Origin of the sequence: Streptomyces radicis, from assembly GCF_003626575.1 — a bacterium.
Taxonomy (GTDB): domain Bacteria; phylum Actinomycetota; class Actinomycetes; order Streptomycetales; family Streptomycetaceae; genus Streptomyces; species Streptomyces radicis.
In genome coordinates this window covers 45,249-60,419 of sequence record NZ_RBDY01000025.1, presented here as the reverse complement: position 1 = coordinate 60,419, position 15,171 = coordinate 45,249, and the positions used below count along the sequence as shown (strand labels likewise).

11 protein-coding genes are annotated in these 15,171 nt (G+C 72.7%); 4 read left to right on the top strand and 7 right to left on the bottom strand.

Annotated features, from left to right (window positions below; all coding sequences use genetic code 11):
• Positions 1–13: 13 nt before the first annotated feature.
• Together D7318_RS24870 and D7318_RS24865 are read right to left on the bottom strand one after the other, a co-directional pair.
• Positions 14–868 carry an ABC transporter permease gene (locus tag D7318_RS24870; protein WP_120699433.1) on the bottom strand — a complete coding sequence of 285 codons (855 nt, stop codon included), beginning with the start codon at positions 866–868 and terminating at the stop codon, positions 14–16.
• Complete coding sequence (locus D7318_RS24865; RefSeq protein WP_120699432.1) at positions 868–3,636, bottom strand: alpha/beta fold hydrolase; 2,769 nt, start codon at positions 3,634–3,636, stop codon at positions 868–870. The genes D7318_RS24870 and D7318_RS24865 overlap by 1 nt, the downstream gene beginning before the upstream one ends.
• Before the next feature lie 264 nt (positions 3,637–3,900).
• Between D7318_RS24865 and D7318_RS24860 the strand changes: the two genes are divergently transcribed.
• Complete coding sequence (locus D7318_RS24860; protein WP_120699431.1) at positions 3,901–5,421, top strand: MDR family MFS transporter; 1,521 nt, start codon at positions 3,901–3,903, stop codon at positions 5,419–5,421.
• A 73-nt stretch (positions 5,422–5,494) separates the two neighbouring features.
• Here the strand turns inward: D7318_RS24860 and D7318_RS24855 are convergent, their stop codons facing one another.
• The gene (locus D7318_RS24855) at positions 5,495–5,764 is read right to left on the bottom strand and encodes a DUF397 domain-containing protein (RefSeq protein WP_120699430.1); all 270 of its coding nucleotides are present in this window, start codon (positions 5,762–5,764) and stop codon (positions 5,495–5,497) included.
• Positions 5,765–5,768: 4 nt separating this feature from the next.
• Positions 5,769–6,626, bottom strand: coding sequence for a helix-turn-helix domain-containing protein (locus D7318_RS24850; protein ID WP_120699429.1), 858 nt, complete (start codon positions 6,624–6,626; stop codon positions 5,769–5,771).
• Positions 6,627–6,838: 212 nt separating this feature from the next.
• Between D7318_RS24850 and D7318_RS24845 the strand changes: the two genes are divergently transcribed.
• The 3 genes from D7318_RS24845 (at position 6,839) to D7318_RS24835 (ending at position 11,326) form a co-directional block, all read left to right on the top strand.
• Positions 6,839–7,285: an ATP-binding protein gene (locus tag D7318_RS24845; RefSeq protein WP_183091592.1), complete on the top strand. Its 447-nt coding sequence runs from the start codon at positions 6,839–6,841 to the stop codon at positions 7,283–7,285.
• A 119-nt stretch (positions 7,286–7,404) separates the two neighbouring features.
• Positions 7,405–9,183, top strand: coding sequence for a VanW family protein (locus D7318_RS24840; RefSeq protein WP_120699427.1), 1,779 nt, complete (start codon positions 7,405–7,407; stop codon positions 9,181–9,183).
• 448 nt (positions 9,184–9,631) lie between these two features.
• Positions 9,632–11,326: a BCCT family transporter gene (locus tag D7318_RS24835; RefSeq protein ID WP_230424052.1), complete on the top strand. Its 1,695-nt coding sequence runs from the start codon at positions 9,632–9,634 to the stop codon at positions 11,324–11,326.
• A 3-nt stretch (positions 11,327–11,329) separates the two neighbouring features.
• On the opposite strand, the gene D7318_RS24830 is transcribed toward D7318_RS24835, so the two are convergent.
• From D7318_RS24830 to D7318_RS24820, 3 genes are all read right to left on the bottom strand, one after another.
• Positions 11,330–12,139 (bottom strand): class I SAM-dependent methyltransferase, encoded by an 810-nt coding sequence (locus tag D7318_RS24830; protein ID WP_120699426.1) that lies wholly within the window; start codon positions 12,137–12,139, stop codon positions 11,330–11,332.
• Between the two features lie 68 nt (positions 12,140–12,207).
• Positions 12,208–13,374, bottom strand: coding sequence for a DUF2330 domain-containing protein (locus tag D7318_RS24825; protein ID WP_183091591.1), 1,167 nt, complete (start codon positions 13,372–13,374; stop codon positions 12,208–12,210).
• Positions 13,375–13,490: 116 nt separating this feature from the next.
• On the bottom strand, positions 13,491–15,143 hold the full coding sequence (locus tag D7318_RS24820; RefSeq protein WP_120699425.1) for an FAD-binding dehydrogenase: 1,653 nt from the start codon (positions 15,141–15,143) through the stop codon (positions 13,491–13,493).
• Positions 15,144–15,171: the final 28 nt, after the last annotated feature.

Sequence of the window (15,171 nt, the reverse complement as noted above, 5' to 3'; positions counted from 1 at the left end):
CAGGGCGCGGCGTTCAGGACACGATGTCCTTGGTGCGGAAGCCGCGGAACGCCAGGGCGAACAGCACCAGCGCGTAGGACACCGAGACCGAGGCGCCGCGGATCATGCCGCCCCACTCGGCCTCGGGCTGGAGCGCGTCGGCCCACGCGTACAGCCAGTGCGCGGGCAGGAAGTCGCGCCAGTCGCCGAGCGCGGTGATGGCGTCGAGGATGCTGCCGACGATGGTCAGCCCGAGCGCCCCGCCGACCGCGCCGAGCGGGGCGTCGGTGACCGTGGAGAGCCAGAACGCCAGGCCTGCGACGACCAGTTGGCTGACCATGACGAACGCCGTCGCGACGGCGAGCCTGCCCGCCGCCTCCGCGGCGGGCAGGGTGCCGCCCGTGGGCAGCTCGAGCGGGCCCCAGCCGTAGGCGGCGGCGCCCACGCCGAGCGCGACCAGCGGCAGCACGGCGATCGCGGCGGCGCTGAACGCCAGCGCGACGGCCAGCTTGGCGACGAGCAGCCTGGCGCGCGGCACGGGGGCGGCGAGCAGGTAGCGCAGCGAGGACCAGCCCGCCTCGGAGGCGACGGTGTCGCCGAAGAACAGCGCGACCGGCACCACGAGCAGGAAGCCGGTCCCGAGGAAGAGGCAGGTGGCGGCGAAGTTGGCGCCCGACGCGGTGGCGGTGTCGAGCAGCGTCCCCGCCTCGTCGCCGCCGCCGGGCTCGCCGCCCACGGCGAAGGCGGCGGCCACCACGAACGGCAGCACGATCAGCAGGCCGAAAACCACCTGGGTGCGGCGCCTGCGGAGCTGGCGCACGGCCTCCACGCGCAGCGGCAGCGTGCGGCGCGGGCTGTAGCCGGGGGCGGCGTCGAGTGCCGTGGTCATCAGGCACCTCCGATCAGGGTCAGGAAGGCGTCCTCGAGGCGGCGTTGGGGCCCCATGCTGTGGACCGGGACGCCGAGCGCGATCAGCTCGGTGAGCAGCCGCGCGGCGTCGCCGGTGTCGTCCCCCGTGTCCTCGCCGGGGTTCCGGCCCTCGCCGCCCGCGTCGAGGCGGATCAGCAGCCCGCCGTCGGCGCGGGCCGCGGCGGCGACGCCGGGCAGCGCGGCCACCCGGTCGAGCAGCGCGTCGTCGATCGGCGCGGGGGTGCCGACGAGCAGGGTCTCGCCGCGCCCCACGATGTCGGCGACCTGCCCCGCGCTGACCAGCCGCCCGTTGGCCATGACGACGAGATGGGTGCAGGTCTGCTCCACCTCGGCCAGCAGGTGGCTCGAGACGATCACGGTGCGGCCCTCGGCGGCGTAGCGGATCATGACGTCCCGCATCGCGCGGATCTGCGGCGGGTCGAGGCCGTTGGTCGGCTCGTCGAGGATCAGCAGCTCGGGCAGCCCGAGCATGGCCTGGGCGATGGCCAGGCGTTGGCGCATGCCCTGGGAGTAGGTGCGCACGGCGCGGTGGACGGCGTCGCCGAGCCCGGCGATCTCCAGCGCCTCCTCCAGGTGCGCGTCATCGGCGGGGCGCCCGGTGGCGCGCCAGTACAGCTCCAGGTTGGTGCGCCCCGTGAGGTGCGGCAGGAAGCCCGCGCCCTCGACGAACGCGCCCACCCGGGAGAGCACGGGCGCCCCCGGGCGGATCGGGTGGCCGAAGACGCGGATCTCCCCGGCGTCGGGGGCGATCAGGCCCATCAGCATCCGCAGGGTGGTGGTCTTGCCCGCGCCGTTCGGCCCGAGGAGGCCGAGGACCTGGCCGCGGGCGACCTGGAAGGAGAGGTCCTGGACGGCGTAGCGGTCGACGGCGCCCTTGTAGCGCTTGGTGAGCCCGCTGATCCGCAGGGGAACGTCGGCGAGCCGGGGGTCGGGCGCCGCGTCGGTGGCGCGGGGGCGGCCGGTGAGCAGGAGGGCGGCGGCGAGCGCGGCGGCGGCGAGCGGCAGGCCCCCTGTCCACCAGGGCAGCGGCGTCGCGCCGGTCGAGACGCCCGGCGCGGTCGGGACGGTGAGCCCCTCCCCGGCGAGGGCGACGGTGTGGGTGGCGGGCTCGTCGGGCGACGCGAAGCCGAGGTCGGTCGTGGAGACCACGAGCCGCATGCGGTGGCCCGCCTCGAACGGGTAGTCGACGACGGGCAGTCGGACGTCGACCGTGCGGCCCTCGTCGGTGCCGTCGATCCGCACGGGCGCGACGAGCTGGGCGGGGAGCGACTGCTGGGAGCCGTCGGGCGAGACGTCGTAGACCTTGGCGAAGAGCACGGCCTCGGGCGCGTCGGACTCCACGGTCAGCCGGACGGTGGGCGAGCCGGTGACGCGGACGGTCTCGTCGAGGGGCGCCGACTCGAAGCGGGCGTACTGGCCGGGGAAGTCGAGGGAGAGGCCGAGGCCGAGGGCGTTGAGCTGGCCGAGCGAGCCGAGCCCGGGAACGGTGGAGACGGCGGGCGGGGAGCCGCCCGCGGGGTTGACGAACGTCTGCGGGTCGCCGGTGAGCTCGACCTCGCGGGCCTCGCCCTCCAGGCCGGGGTAGGCGCTGCCCTCGGCGCCGCGCAGCAGGGTGGCGCCGTCGGTGGAGTCGAAGCCGGTGATGCGGGTGGCGCGGAAGGCGGGGCCTGTGTCGGCGCCCGCGTCGCCCCTGAGGTGGCGGTCGAACCACGCGGTGACGCGGCGTTCGACGCGGTCGTCCTCGGAGATGCCGCCGTCGTGGCCCGCCCAGATCCAGTCGAGCGCGACGGGCGCGCCGTTGGCCGTGATCGCGCGGGCCATCGCGTCGGCGTGGTCGAGCGGGAAGAGGGAGTCGTGCTGGCCCTGGACGATCAGGGTGGGCACGTCGATGCTCTCGGCGACGGCGGAGGGGCTGCGTTCGGCCAGCAGGCGCTCGGCCTCGGGGTCGGGCTCGCCCGAGACGGCGACGCGCTCGTAGAGGTCGCACAGCTCGGCGGTGAAACGGCCGCAGCCCGGGTCGGTCAACGGGTCGGTGGACTGCTCGACATATCCGGCCCTGGTGGACCCCGTGGTGAACAGGATCCCGGCCCACAGCCGCTTGAACACGCCCTCGGGGAACAGTGCCTCGCCGAGGTCCCAGTAGGTGATGAGGGGCGCGATCGCGTCCACGCGCGGGTCGTGGCCCGCGGCGAGGAGGGCGATGGCGCCGCCGTAGGAGGCGCCGGTGACGCCCACGCGGGGGTCGCCCTCGGCGTCGAGGGTGACCTCGGGGCGCTCGGCGATCCAGTCGACGAGGCGGCGCACGTCGGCGACCTCGGCGTCGGGGTCGTTGAGCCCGATCCGCCCGGTGGAGGTGCCGAAGCCGCGGGCCGACCACGTCAGCACGGCGTAGCCGGAGCGGGCGAGGTCCTCGGCCTGGGCGCGGACGTCGTCCTTGCTGCCGCCGAAGCCGTGGCCGAGGAGGACGGCGGGGCGGCGTTCGCCCTCGGGGCCCGAGGTGAACCACGACGTGTCGATGGCCACGGTGTCGTCGCTCCCCGGGGCCTCGGGCATGTCGAACACCCGGTCCTCGCGGTGCACTTCGGCCTCGTCCCCGCCGGCCACGGCCCACGTGCCCGCCGCGGCGAGGGCCGCGAGGGCGGCCGCGGCCGCGATCAGGCGGCTGCGGCGGGGAACGCCGCGCGCGGTGCCGCGGGGGCGAAAACGGCGCGGCCAGGGGAAGTTCATCGGTACGAGGGTCCCTTCGGGCGGCCGACGATCTCCCCACGCTACCCAATCGCGCCCCCGGCGCGGCCACCGCGCCCGCGCTCCGGCGCACTCCCACCCGCCTTAAAACTTTCGCCAATTCCTTTACATGTACTAAGCATCTTGTCGTATGGTCGCTAGCGGATACCACCCCAGGGAGCCCGCTTGACCACGCACAGTGCGGAACCGACGACGCCCACCCCCACACCCCCCACCACGGCTCCCCCGGACCAGGGCGCCGTCGCGATGACGCACCCGGAGATCATGCGCGCCCTCTCGGGGCTGCTGCTCGGCATGTTCGCCGCGATCCTGTCGTCCACCATCGTCACCAACGCCCTCCCCCAGATCATCGGCGACCTCGGCGGCGGCCAGACCGCGTTCACCTGGGTCGTCACCGGAACGCTGCTGTCGATGACGGTCTCGATGCCCCTGTGGGGGAAGCTGGCCGACCTCTTCAGCAAGAAGCTGCTCATCCAGGTCTCGCTGCTGATCTTCGTCGGCGGCTCGCTCGTCGCGGGCCTGTCGCAGAGCCCTGAGATGCTGATCGCCGTCCGCGTCGTCCAGGGCCTGGGCGTGGGCGGCCTGATGGGCCTTTCCCAGATCATCCTGGCCGCGATGATCCCTCCGCGGGAACGCGGCCGGTACAGCGGCTACCTCGGCGCGACGTTCGCGGTGGCCACCGTGGGAGGGCCGTTGATCGGCGGCGTCATCACCGACACCCCGGGGCTCGGCTGGCGCTGGTGCTTCTACATCGGCGTGCCCGTCGCCCTGGCGGCCCTCGTCGTGCTCGGGCGGACGCTGCGGCTACCGCTGGCGCGGCGCGAGGTGCGCATCGACTGGGCGGGCGCGCTCTTGATGAGCGCGTCGGTCTCGCTCCTGCTGATATGGGTGACCCTCGCGGGCGACAGCTACGCCTGGCTCTCGTGGCAGAGCGCGCTGATGGTCGGCTGCTCGGTGGCGCTGGGCGCACTGTTCGTGCTCGTCGAGTCGAAGGCGAGCGACCCGATCATCCCGCTGCGCCTCTTCCGCGACAAGACGATCACGCTCACGTCGGTGGCGTCGCTGTTCGTGGGCATCGCGATGTTCAGCGGATCGGTCTTCTTCAGCCAGTACTTCCAGCTGGCGCGCGGCGAGAGCGCGACGATGTCGGGCGTCATGACCATCCCGTTGATCATGGGCCTGTTCGTCTCCTCCACCCTCTCCGGGCAGCTCATCACGCGCACGGGCCGGTGGAAGCACTGGCTGGTGACCGGCGGCGTGCTGACCACGGCGGGCCTCGGCCTGCTCGGCACGATGCGGTACGACACGCCCTACGCGCGGGTCGCGGCGTTCATGGCGCTCCTGGGCCTCGGCCTGGGGATGCTGTTGCAGAACCTCGTGCTCGCCACCCAGAACCAGGTGCGGCAGGAGGACCTGGGCGTGGCCAGCTCGGTGGTGACGTTCTTCCGGTCCTTCGGCGGCGCGATCGGCGTCTCGGTGCTCGGCGCGGTGCTCGCCACCCGCGTCACCGGCTACACCGAGGACGGCCTGCACCGCCTCGGCGCGGGGGCCGAGGGCTCGGCCGCGATCGGCGACGGGGGCGGCATCCCCGATGTGGACGCGCTGCCAGGGCCGTTGCGCACGGTCATCGAGGGCGCGTACGGGCACGGGGTCGCCGACATCTTCCTCTACGCGGCGCCGTGCGCGCTGCTGGCGCTGGTGTTCACGCTGTTCATCAAGGAGACGGCCCTCAAGACCGGCACGGGCGGCGGCCGGAAGCGGGCATGAGAACGGGCATGAGAAAGGCCGCTGAGCGGCGCTGGTGCGCTGCTCCGCGGCCGGTCATGCCCTCCGGGCGGGCCTAGGCGAGGAGGAAGTCCGCCTCGCCGCGCTTCGCGCCCCGGATGAAGGTCTCGATCTCGTGGGGGGTGTAAATGAGCGCGGGCCCGTCCGGGTCGGTGGACTGCCGCAGCGCCACGCGTCCGTCGGCCAGCTTCAGCGCCTCGACACAGTTCCCGCCATTGGTGCCGCTCCACGGCTTGCTCCATCCCTCGCTGCCCAGTTCGCGGGCGGGCATGCCGTTGTATATGGGTCCTATGGTGTGAGTCGTACGACGCGGGTGGTCACTCATGCGGTCAGAGCTCCTTGCGAATCGCACCGAGGATCGCCTCGGTGTCGTGAACCGGTGCGGCCTGCGCACCCATGCGGTCCAGCACTTCGAGGTAGGCGACCGTGTCCGGCCGCTCGTCGTGGTAGACCGCGCCGGTCAAGCTCTCGGCGTAGATGATGTCGGGCAGCTCCGGGATCTCGAACCGGAAGAGCTGGAACGGCCCGAACATGCCGGGATGCGGACCGGCACTGAACGGCATGATCTGCAACGTGACATTGGGCATCGACGTCGCCTCGATCAGCCGGTCGATCTGCGCGCGCATGACGGAGGGCGGTCCGACACGGCGGCGCAGCACCTGCTCCTCGATCACGGCCCACAGCAGCGGGGCCCGTGACCGGGACAGGAGCTCCTGGCGTTCCATGCGCAGGGCGACCCGGCGTTCGATCTCCTTCTGGGAGGCGCCGGGGAAGCCGGTCATGAACAGGACGCGCGCGTAGTCCTCGGTCTGGAGCAGACCGGGAACGCAGTGGGGCTCGTAGGCCCTGATGAGTCTGGCCTCGCCCTCGAGACTCACATACAGGGAGAACCAGTCGGGCAGCACATCGCGGAAACGGTGCCACCAGCCCGGCCTGTTGGCCTCGTCGACCAGGCGAAGGAACGATTCAGCCTCCACCGGCGGCACACCGTAGCGCTCCAACAGGGCCTTGACGTACAGAGGTTTGAGGCCGACCTCGGCCTTCTCCATGCGGCGTACCGTGGTGGTGTTGACGCTCAGCGCCTTGGCGGCGTCGGCGAAGGAGCAGCCGACGCGCTCGCGCAGATCCCTCAGCCGGAGCCCGAGAACGATCTGCCCGACGGTCGGCCCCGACCGCGCCTCTGCCACGTCGCCTCCCGCACCGCTGACTTCACTTCTGCTGACTTCGCCGCTACCGACGCCAGGGAGAAGTTTGCCACACCCGGTAGTGGCATCGACAGACGTCGCTTCGCTTTCTGCGAATCGCAGAACTCCCCTTGCGCAATGCGCCCATGGATGCGCATAGTTAACACGTGACTCAGCTCACGACTGTCTCGGCACCACGGAAGGCGACCAGGACCGTGTCCTCACTTCACGGCACGACGCCGCTCCCGTTCCCCGCCCCGGTCGGGCCACGTTCGGAGAAGCGGGGCGAGAGATTCGAGCTCCCGGCGCTCGCCGCCTCGGTCGCCGTCGCGCGCGGCCGGATCGGGAGCCGCGCCGACGAGTGGGGGCTGCCGGACACGGTCCGTGACACTGCGCAGCTGATCGTCTCCGAGCTGTTCACCAACGCCCTTCTGCACACCCACAGTCACCGGGTGATCTGCCGCCTGGAGTCCGCCGGGGCGCTGCTGCGCATCGAGGTGGCCGACGAGGGGGCGGGGCCCGCCCGCCCCGAGCCGCGCAGCCCCGACCCAGGGGCCGAGCACGGCAGGGGGTTGATGCTGCTCGACGCGCTCGCCAGCCAATGGGGCGTCATCTCCTTCGAGCACGGCGGCTGTACGGTATGGGCGGAGATCACCTCCTGACACGGCGCGTTCACCTCCCGCCCTTGTGATCATCCGGCAACCCTGCGTTTCCTTGCCCCGGCTGGCCTTTGCTACGCTTCCGGCGTCCGCCGCCTTGTGCGCCGCCCCGAGGGAGTTCCGTGGCCTTCATACCGCCGCCCCCGGCCGAGCCGCCCCGGATTCCCGGGCCTGGCCGCGTCTCCCGGCTCTCCGACTCCCTGCGCCGCGTCCCGGTTCCCGCCGTGGTCGGCGGCGGGGTCGCCGTGGGGATCGCCGGGCTCTACCTGGTCGGATCGCTCGCGCTCGGCGGGGAGATCGCGCCCGGCACGACCGTGCGCGGGGTGGACATCGGCGGGCTCTCGCCCGAGCAGGCCCGTGAGCGGCTGGCCGCCGAGCTGCCGCTCGACCGGGACATCCCGGTGCTGCTCGGGGACGAGGAGGAGCCGCACGCCGTGCGGCCCGCCGACGCGGGGCTCTCGGTCGACGTGGCGGCGACCGTCGACAGGGCCGATCAACCCGGCCTCCTCGGGCGGCTGTTCGGCCTGGGGGGCGACGAGATCGACCCCGTGGTCGTGCAGGACGAGGACGCGAGCAGCGCCGCGCTCACGGCGCTCGCCGATGAGTCGGACACGGCGGTCCAGGAGGGCGCCATCGCGTTCGAGAGCGGCACGGTGGTCGTCACCGAGCCGCGCGCTGGCACGGCGTTGGACGTCCCGGCGTCCGTCGAGCTGCTGCGCGAGGGCTTTCTGCGACGCGAGGACGGCGGGGCAGGGGCGGGCGGTGACATCGCTCCGGTCGAGCTGCCCATGACGCAGGCCGAGCCCGTCGTCGACGAGGACGAGATCGAGCGCGCCGTCGAGGAGTTCGCCGATCCCGCGATGTCGGCGCCTGTGCTGCTGACGGCGGGCGACGCGGTGATCTCGGTCCCGCCAGGCGTCGTCGGCGACCATCTGACGCTCGACGCCGACGACCGGGGCCGCCTCTCGCCCACGCTCGACGGGGCGGCGCTCGCGGAGGACGAGCGGCTGGCCGAGCCGATCGCCGCCGCCGAGGTGGAGCCCGTGGACGCCACGCTCTCGCTGTCCGGCGGCCAGGTCGTGGCCTCGGGCGGCTCCTCCGGCACGCGCGTGGTCACCGACTCCCTGGGCGAGATCGTGATGCCCCTGCTCACCGGCGTGGGCGACGCGGCGCGCACGGCCCCGGTGGACACCGAGGAGGTGGAGCCGACGCTGAGCGCGGACACCTACCGGGACCTGGGGCTCGTGGAGGAGATGTCGTCGTTCACCGTGAACTTCGACCCCGCCCCCTACCGCACCACCAACATCGGCAGGGCCGCCGAGCTGATCAACGGCTCGCTCGTGCTGCCCGACGAGAGCTGGAGCTTCAACGAGACCGTCGGCGAGCGCACCGAGGAGAACGGGTTCGTCGAGGGCGTCATCATCCTGGACGACCAGTACCAGCAGGCGCAGGGCGGCGGCGTCTCGGCCGTGGCCACCACGATGTTCAACGCCATCTTCTTCGCGGGCGTCGACCCCGTGGAGTACGGCGCGCACTCGTTCTACATCGAGCGGTACCCGGCGGGGCGCGAGGCCACGGTGGCCTGGGGCAGCCTCGACCTGAGCTTCCTCAACGACTCGGGGAACGCGATCTACGTCCTGGCCAGCGCGACGGACACGTCGGTGACCGTGACGTTCCTCGGCACCAAGCGGTACGACGAGGTCAGGGCCGAGGAGGGCCCCAGGGAGAACGTGACGGAGCCGGAGCGCCGCGAGGGCGAGGGCGAGGACTGCGTGCCGCAGCCGCCGCTCGAGGGCTTCGACATCGAGGTGGACCGGGTGTTCGTCGACGGCGGCGCCGAGGCGGGCCGCGAGACGTTCGCCACGAGCTATGTCCCCCGCGACGAGGTGATCTGCCGCTAGCGCTGCGCGCGGCGGACGACGCGGCACGCGTCCCGCCGCTACCGCGGCTGAGGACCGCGGAGGGCGCGCCGCGGCGGGATCAGCGCGGGGCACGGGGCCGCGTCAACGGCGATCGTGCGGCGCGATCTCAAGGATCAGTCGGCAACCGGAGCCGCACCGGCGACGTGGGAGAGAAGCCTCGTTGCGTGTTCGAGACCTGAACGCGGGCGGGTTCTTTGCCCGTCTCTCGGGCGATTTGCCGAGCACCCGCGACCACGGTGTGGAGCTCCGCGCTCACCAGGGGTGACATGTCCGCCCTTGATCGAGATCGGCACGCATGGTCAGCGAGATCCGGGGTAGCCGCCCGCCCACGTGAAAGGCGGCCCGGCGGGTGACCGACCCCGTCCAGGGCTTGAACGAAAGGCAGGCAAGCGTGCCAGGCGAGAAACGGGGCTCTGAAGGGGCGAGCGTGGGCAGCAGAGGGCCGTCACTGATCAGATCTCGAACGGATCCGATCGTCTTCGGAGTCGCCGCGGTGGTGACGTTGGCGTTCGTGCTCTGGGGCGCGGTGTCCTCGGGGTCACTCGCGGACGCCACAGGCGACATGCTGAACGCCGTGATCGAGAACGGCGGCTGGGGCTTCGTGCTGATCGCCTCGGGATTCGTGGTGTTCGCGCTGTGGCTCGCGATCAGCCGCTACGGGCGGATCACGCTGGGCAGGGAGGGCGAGGAGCCGGAGTTCAGGACGATCTCGTGGATCGCGATGATGTTCAGCGCGGGCATGGGCATCGGGCTGATGTTCTTCGGGGTCAACGAGCCGTTGACGCACTTCGTCTCCCCGCCGCCCGGCGCCGAACCCGCGGACGCGGGCGAGTCGATGTCGATCGCGATGGCGACCACGCTCTTCCACTGGACCGTGCACCCCTGGGCCATCTACGCGGTGGCGGGCATGGCGATCGCCTACAGCACGTTCAGGCGGCGGCGCAGGCAGACGATCAGCGCGGTGTTCACACCGTTGATCGGCGAGAAGCGGGCCAACGGCACGCCGGGGCGGATCATAGACATCCTGGCCATCATCGCCACCCTCTTCGGCTCGGCCGCCTCGCTCGGCCTCGGCGCGCTCCAGATCGGCAGCGGCTTCATGGAGCTCGACTGGCTGGACGAGACGAGCGACACGCTGCTCGTGCTGATCATCGCGGCCCTGACCCTGGCATTCGTGCTGTCGGCGGTGTCCGGGATCGCCAAGGGCATCCAGTGGCTGTCCAACACCAACATGGTGCTCGCGGGGGCGCTCGCGCTCTTCCTGTTCGTCGTCGGGCCCACCGTGCTGATCCTCGACCTGCTGCCGACGTCGGTCGGCTCCTTCGTCGGCGAGCTGCCGGGGATGGCCGCGCGCACCGAGGCGAGCGGCGGCGAGGACATCGCGGGCTGGCTCTCGGGCTGGACGGTCTTCTACTGGGCGTGGTGGATCTCGTGGACGCCGTTCGTCGGCATGTTCATCGCCCGCATCAGCCGGGGGCGCACGATCCGGCAGTTCGTGGGCGGCGTGATCCTGGTGCCGAGCACGGTCAGCCTGATCTGGTTCGCGATCTTCGGCGGGACCGGGATGCGCCTCGAACAGGAGGGCGCGCGGATCACCGACGAGGCCACGCCCGAGGGGCAGTTGTTCGCGGTGCTGCGCGACTACCCGCTGGCCACCCTGACGTCGATCCTCGTGATGGTCCTGGTGGGCATCTTCTTCGTCTCGGGCGCCGACGCGGCGTCGATCGTCATGGGCACGCTGTCGCAGCGCGGCACGCTCGAACCCAGCCGGATCCTGGTCATCTTCTGGGGCGTTCTGACCGGAGCGGTCGCGGCGATCATGCTGCTGATGAGCGACGAGGGATCGAACGCGTTGGACGGCTTGCAGAATTTGACCATTCTGGCGGCCGTGCCGTTCACGCTCGTGATGATCGGGCTGTGTGCGGCGTTGATGCGCGACCTGCGCCAGGATCCGCTCATCCTGCGCGGTGAACGGGGCGAGGAGGCCGTCGAGATGGCGGTCATCGCCGGTCACGAGCGGTACAACGGCGACTTCGAGCTGCGCATCGGCCCGGGCAACGGCGACACCGATGTCGGCGTGGACGTCGTCGTCACCGAGAAGCCCAAACCCGCGGAGCGCTGAGGCTCACGCCGGGCGGCGCGCGCGGATCGAGAACATCAGCGGGACGCGCGGCCGCCCGGCCGGGTGGCGATAACCCGGCCGCCCCGGCGTCTGCTCCAGGTGCGGGAAGCGCGCCCAGAGCGTGTAGTCGTGCTCGTTCAACAGCTCGATCACCAGACCGGCCCGCGCCAGGGCCGTGACGATCTCGCCCAGCGTGTGGTGCCACTGCACCTGCGCCGTGTGGGCCAGCTCGCCGTCGCCCGTGTAGGAGTGCGGGTGGTCGAACCTCTCGCCCTCGGTGAAGAAGTAGTCCCGCACGACCGCGGTGCCCTCGTCGCCGAGCACCTCGGTGAACGGGTGGAACTCCGCGAGGTAGAGCATCCCGCCCTCGGCCACCGACGACGCGGCGACCCGCGCCCAGCGCTCCACGTCGGGCAGCCACACCAGGGCGCCGATGCCGGTGTAGACGATGTCGAACCGCTCGCCGCCCAGCGCCTCCGCGGCGTCGTGGACGTCCGCGACCACGAAACGCGCGCGGTCGGCGAGCCCGATGTCCGCCGCCAGGCCCCGCGCGGTCTCCACGGCGGGCGCGGAGAAGTCGAGACCCGTGACGCGCGCGCCGCGGCGCGCCCAGGAGAGGGTGTCCTGGCCCATGTGGCACTGGAGATGGAGCAGGCTCCGGCCCGTCACATCACCCAGCTCGTCGATCTCGAAGGGCCGCAGCGTGTCGGCTCCCGCGCGGAATCCCGCGAGGTCGTAGAAGTCGCTCGCGGCGTGCACGGGCACGCGATCGTCCCAGTTCTCGCGGTTGCGCCGCAGCCAGTCGTCGTTCACGCGTGTGACCGTAGGCGTGATCTTCCCGGCGCCGCAAACGATTTGACGGGCGTGGCGGGCGTCGGCGGTCAGGGCCTGTGGACCCCGAGCAGCCGCGCCGTGCGCCGGTGGCGCCTGACGCGGTGGACGCCGAGCCCGCCGCCCGCGCCCAGCAGGAGCGCGGCGCCGAGCACGGTGACGAGCCACGCGGGGACGCCCGCCCAGGTGAGCAGCTCATCCTCGTACTCGACCGGTCGGACCTCGGTGTCCTGAGCGGAACGGCTCAGCGTGTGATCGCCGTTGATCGCCGAGGGTTCGGGAAACGACTGTTCGACGACCGTGAGGAAGGTGTCGCCCGCCGCGAGGTCGCGCAGCGGGCCCTCGGGCTGCTCGTCGACCGGGAGCCGTGCGGCGAAGGTCACCTCGGGCGGCGAGCCGCCGATGGCGTCCTCGGGCTCCATGCGGCCGGGGCCCAGGACATAGAGCGTGAGCGACTGCTCGGTGTCGGCGTTGGCCGAGAGCCGCATCGGGTAGACGGGCTCGTCGGCGGCGAAGGTGAGCGAGATGGGGTCCAACGTGCCGCCCAGCACGGCCGGTTCGGCGCCGTCCCCGTCGCCGCCCTCGCCGCCCTCGCCGCCCTCGCCTTCATCGGCCGAGGGGGCAAGGCGGATCGCGACATACTCCCAGCCCTGCTCGACATAGGGCGCGAGACCGGCCGCCAGGTCGTCGGGGAGGGTGAAGCCGTTCTCGCCGAGCCAGGCGTCGAGCGCGCCCGGGTCGGTGGCCGCGAGCCGCGCCACGTCGAACGGGCCGAGCCGGTCGCGGCTGATGACGTCCACCGGCGGGGCGCCGTCCATCGGCGGCGCGCCCGCCGTGTCGCCCTCGTCGTCGCCGTCGCCCCGCGGCCAGTCGCCCTCGCGCGGCCAGAAGTAGTGCCGGGTGCGCTGCTCGGGCGCGGTCGCGGCGCGCAGGTCGTCGAACAGCTCCCGCTCGCCGAGCGCCACCTCGGCGCGGTGGGGCACCGGCATGATCCAGGCCGCCTCGGTGGCGTCCCCGCCCACCGTGAGGCTCATGACGATCCGCTCGGTGGTGCCGTCCCAGGTCACCACCGAGGTCTCCCGCTCGACGGCGATCGTGTCATCGGGGTCGGTCACCATGCCGCCGCAGCCGCACGCGTAGGCGGGCCAGGCCACCGCCGCGAACTGGGCGAGCAGTAGCAGGAGAACGGTCGTCACCGCGTTTCGTCGGATGTTCATCACCCGTGGGGACGGCGGGGAAGGCGCTCCGGTTCCGCGCGACCGCGACGCGGCCGTCCGGTCGACGCGGATGTCCGGCCATGGCCTCGGCGGGGAAACCGGCGTGTGACGGGACCTCAGAGCGCCCGGGCCGCGGCGCGTCCCGCCGTTCGGCCCGAGAAGAGGCACCCGCCGAGGAAGGTGCCCTCGAGCGAGCGGTAGCCGTGCATCCCGCCGCCGCCGAAGCCCGCCGCCTCGCCCGCCGCGTAGAGCCCAGGCACCGGCTCGCCGCCCTCGGCGAGCACGCGCCCCGAGAGGTCCGTCTCCAGGCCGCCCAGCGTCTTGCGGGTCAGGATGTGCAGCCGCACGGCGATCAGCGGCCCCGCGTCCGGGTCGAGGAAGCGGTGCGGCGCCGCGACGCGGACCAGCCGGTCCCCGAGGTAGGCGCGCGCCCCGCGCACGGCCGTGAGCTGGAGGTCCTTGGTGAAACGGTGGCCCACCTCGCGGTCGCGCGCCTCGATGTCGCGGCGCAGGGCGCGCTCGTCGATCAGCCGCTCGCCGGTCAGCTCGTTCATCCCCTTCACGAGCGCGCCGAGGTCGTGCTCCACCACGAAGTCGGGGCCGTGCTCCATGAACGCCCGCACGGGACCCGGCGCCCCCGAGCGGGCGCGGCCGAGCACGCCGCGCACGCTGCGCCCCGTGAGGTCGGGGTTCTGCTCGGATCCCGAGAGCGCGAACTCCTTCTCGATGATCTTCCAGGTGAGCACGAACCACGTGTGCCCGTGCCCGCCGCGCGCGATGTGCTCGAGCGTGCCGAGCGTGTCGAAGCCGGGGAAGAGCGGCACGGGGAGCCGCCGCCCCGTGGCGTCGAGCCACAGCGACGAGGGCCCCGGCAGGATCCGGATGCCGTGCCGGGACCAGATGGGGTCCCAGTTGGTGATGCCCTCGGTGTAGTGCCACATCCGGTCGCGGTTGATCAGCCGCGCGCCGGCGCGTTCGGCGATCCCGAGCAACCGCCCGTCCACGTGCGCGGGAACGCCGCTCAGCAGGTGGGCGGGGGGCGTGCCGAGGCGTTCCGGCCAGTGCTCGCGGACCAGGTCGTGGTTGCCGCCGATGCCGCCCGAGGTGACGATCACGGCCTGGGCGCGCAGCTCGAACAGGCCGATCACCTCGCGGCTGCTCGCCGTGCCGCGCCGCGCGGCGCTCGGCGCGAGCACCTCGCCCGTGACGGTGTCGAGCGCGCCCGCGCTGCGCCCGAGCCCGGTCACGCGGTGGCGGAACCGCAGGTCGACCAGGCCGCGTTCGGCCGCGGCGCGCACGCGGCGTTCGAACGGCTCGACGACGCCGGGGCCCGTTCCCCAGGTGATGTGGAAGCGGGGCACGGAGTTCCCGTGGCCGCCCGCCGCGTGGCCGCCGCGCTCGGCCCAGCCGACGACGGGGAAGAACCGGATGCCGTGGCCGCGCAGCCACGCCCGCTTCTCCCCCGCGGCGAAGTCGACGTATGCCTCGGCCCAGCGGCGCGGCCAGTGGTCCTCGGGCCTGTCGAACCCGGCGGTGCCCAGCCAGTCCTGCCACGCCAGGTCCCGGCTGTCGCGTACCCGCAGCCGCCGCTGCTCGGGCGAGCCGACCAGGAAGAGGCCGCCGAACGACCAGTGCGCCTGCCCGCCGATGGACGCCTCGGGCTCCTGGTCGAGCAGGATCACCTTGCGCCCGGCGTCGGCCAGCTCGGCGGTGGCGGTCAGGCCGGCGAGCCCGGCCCCGATCACGATGACGTCGGCGTCATAGGCCATCCCCGCATCCTGGGCCACGGGCGGTACG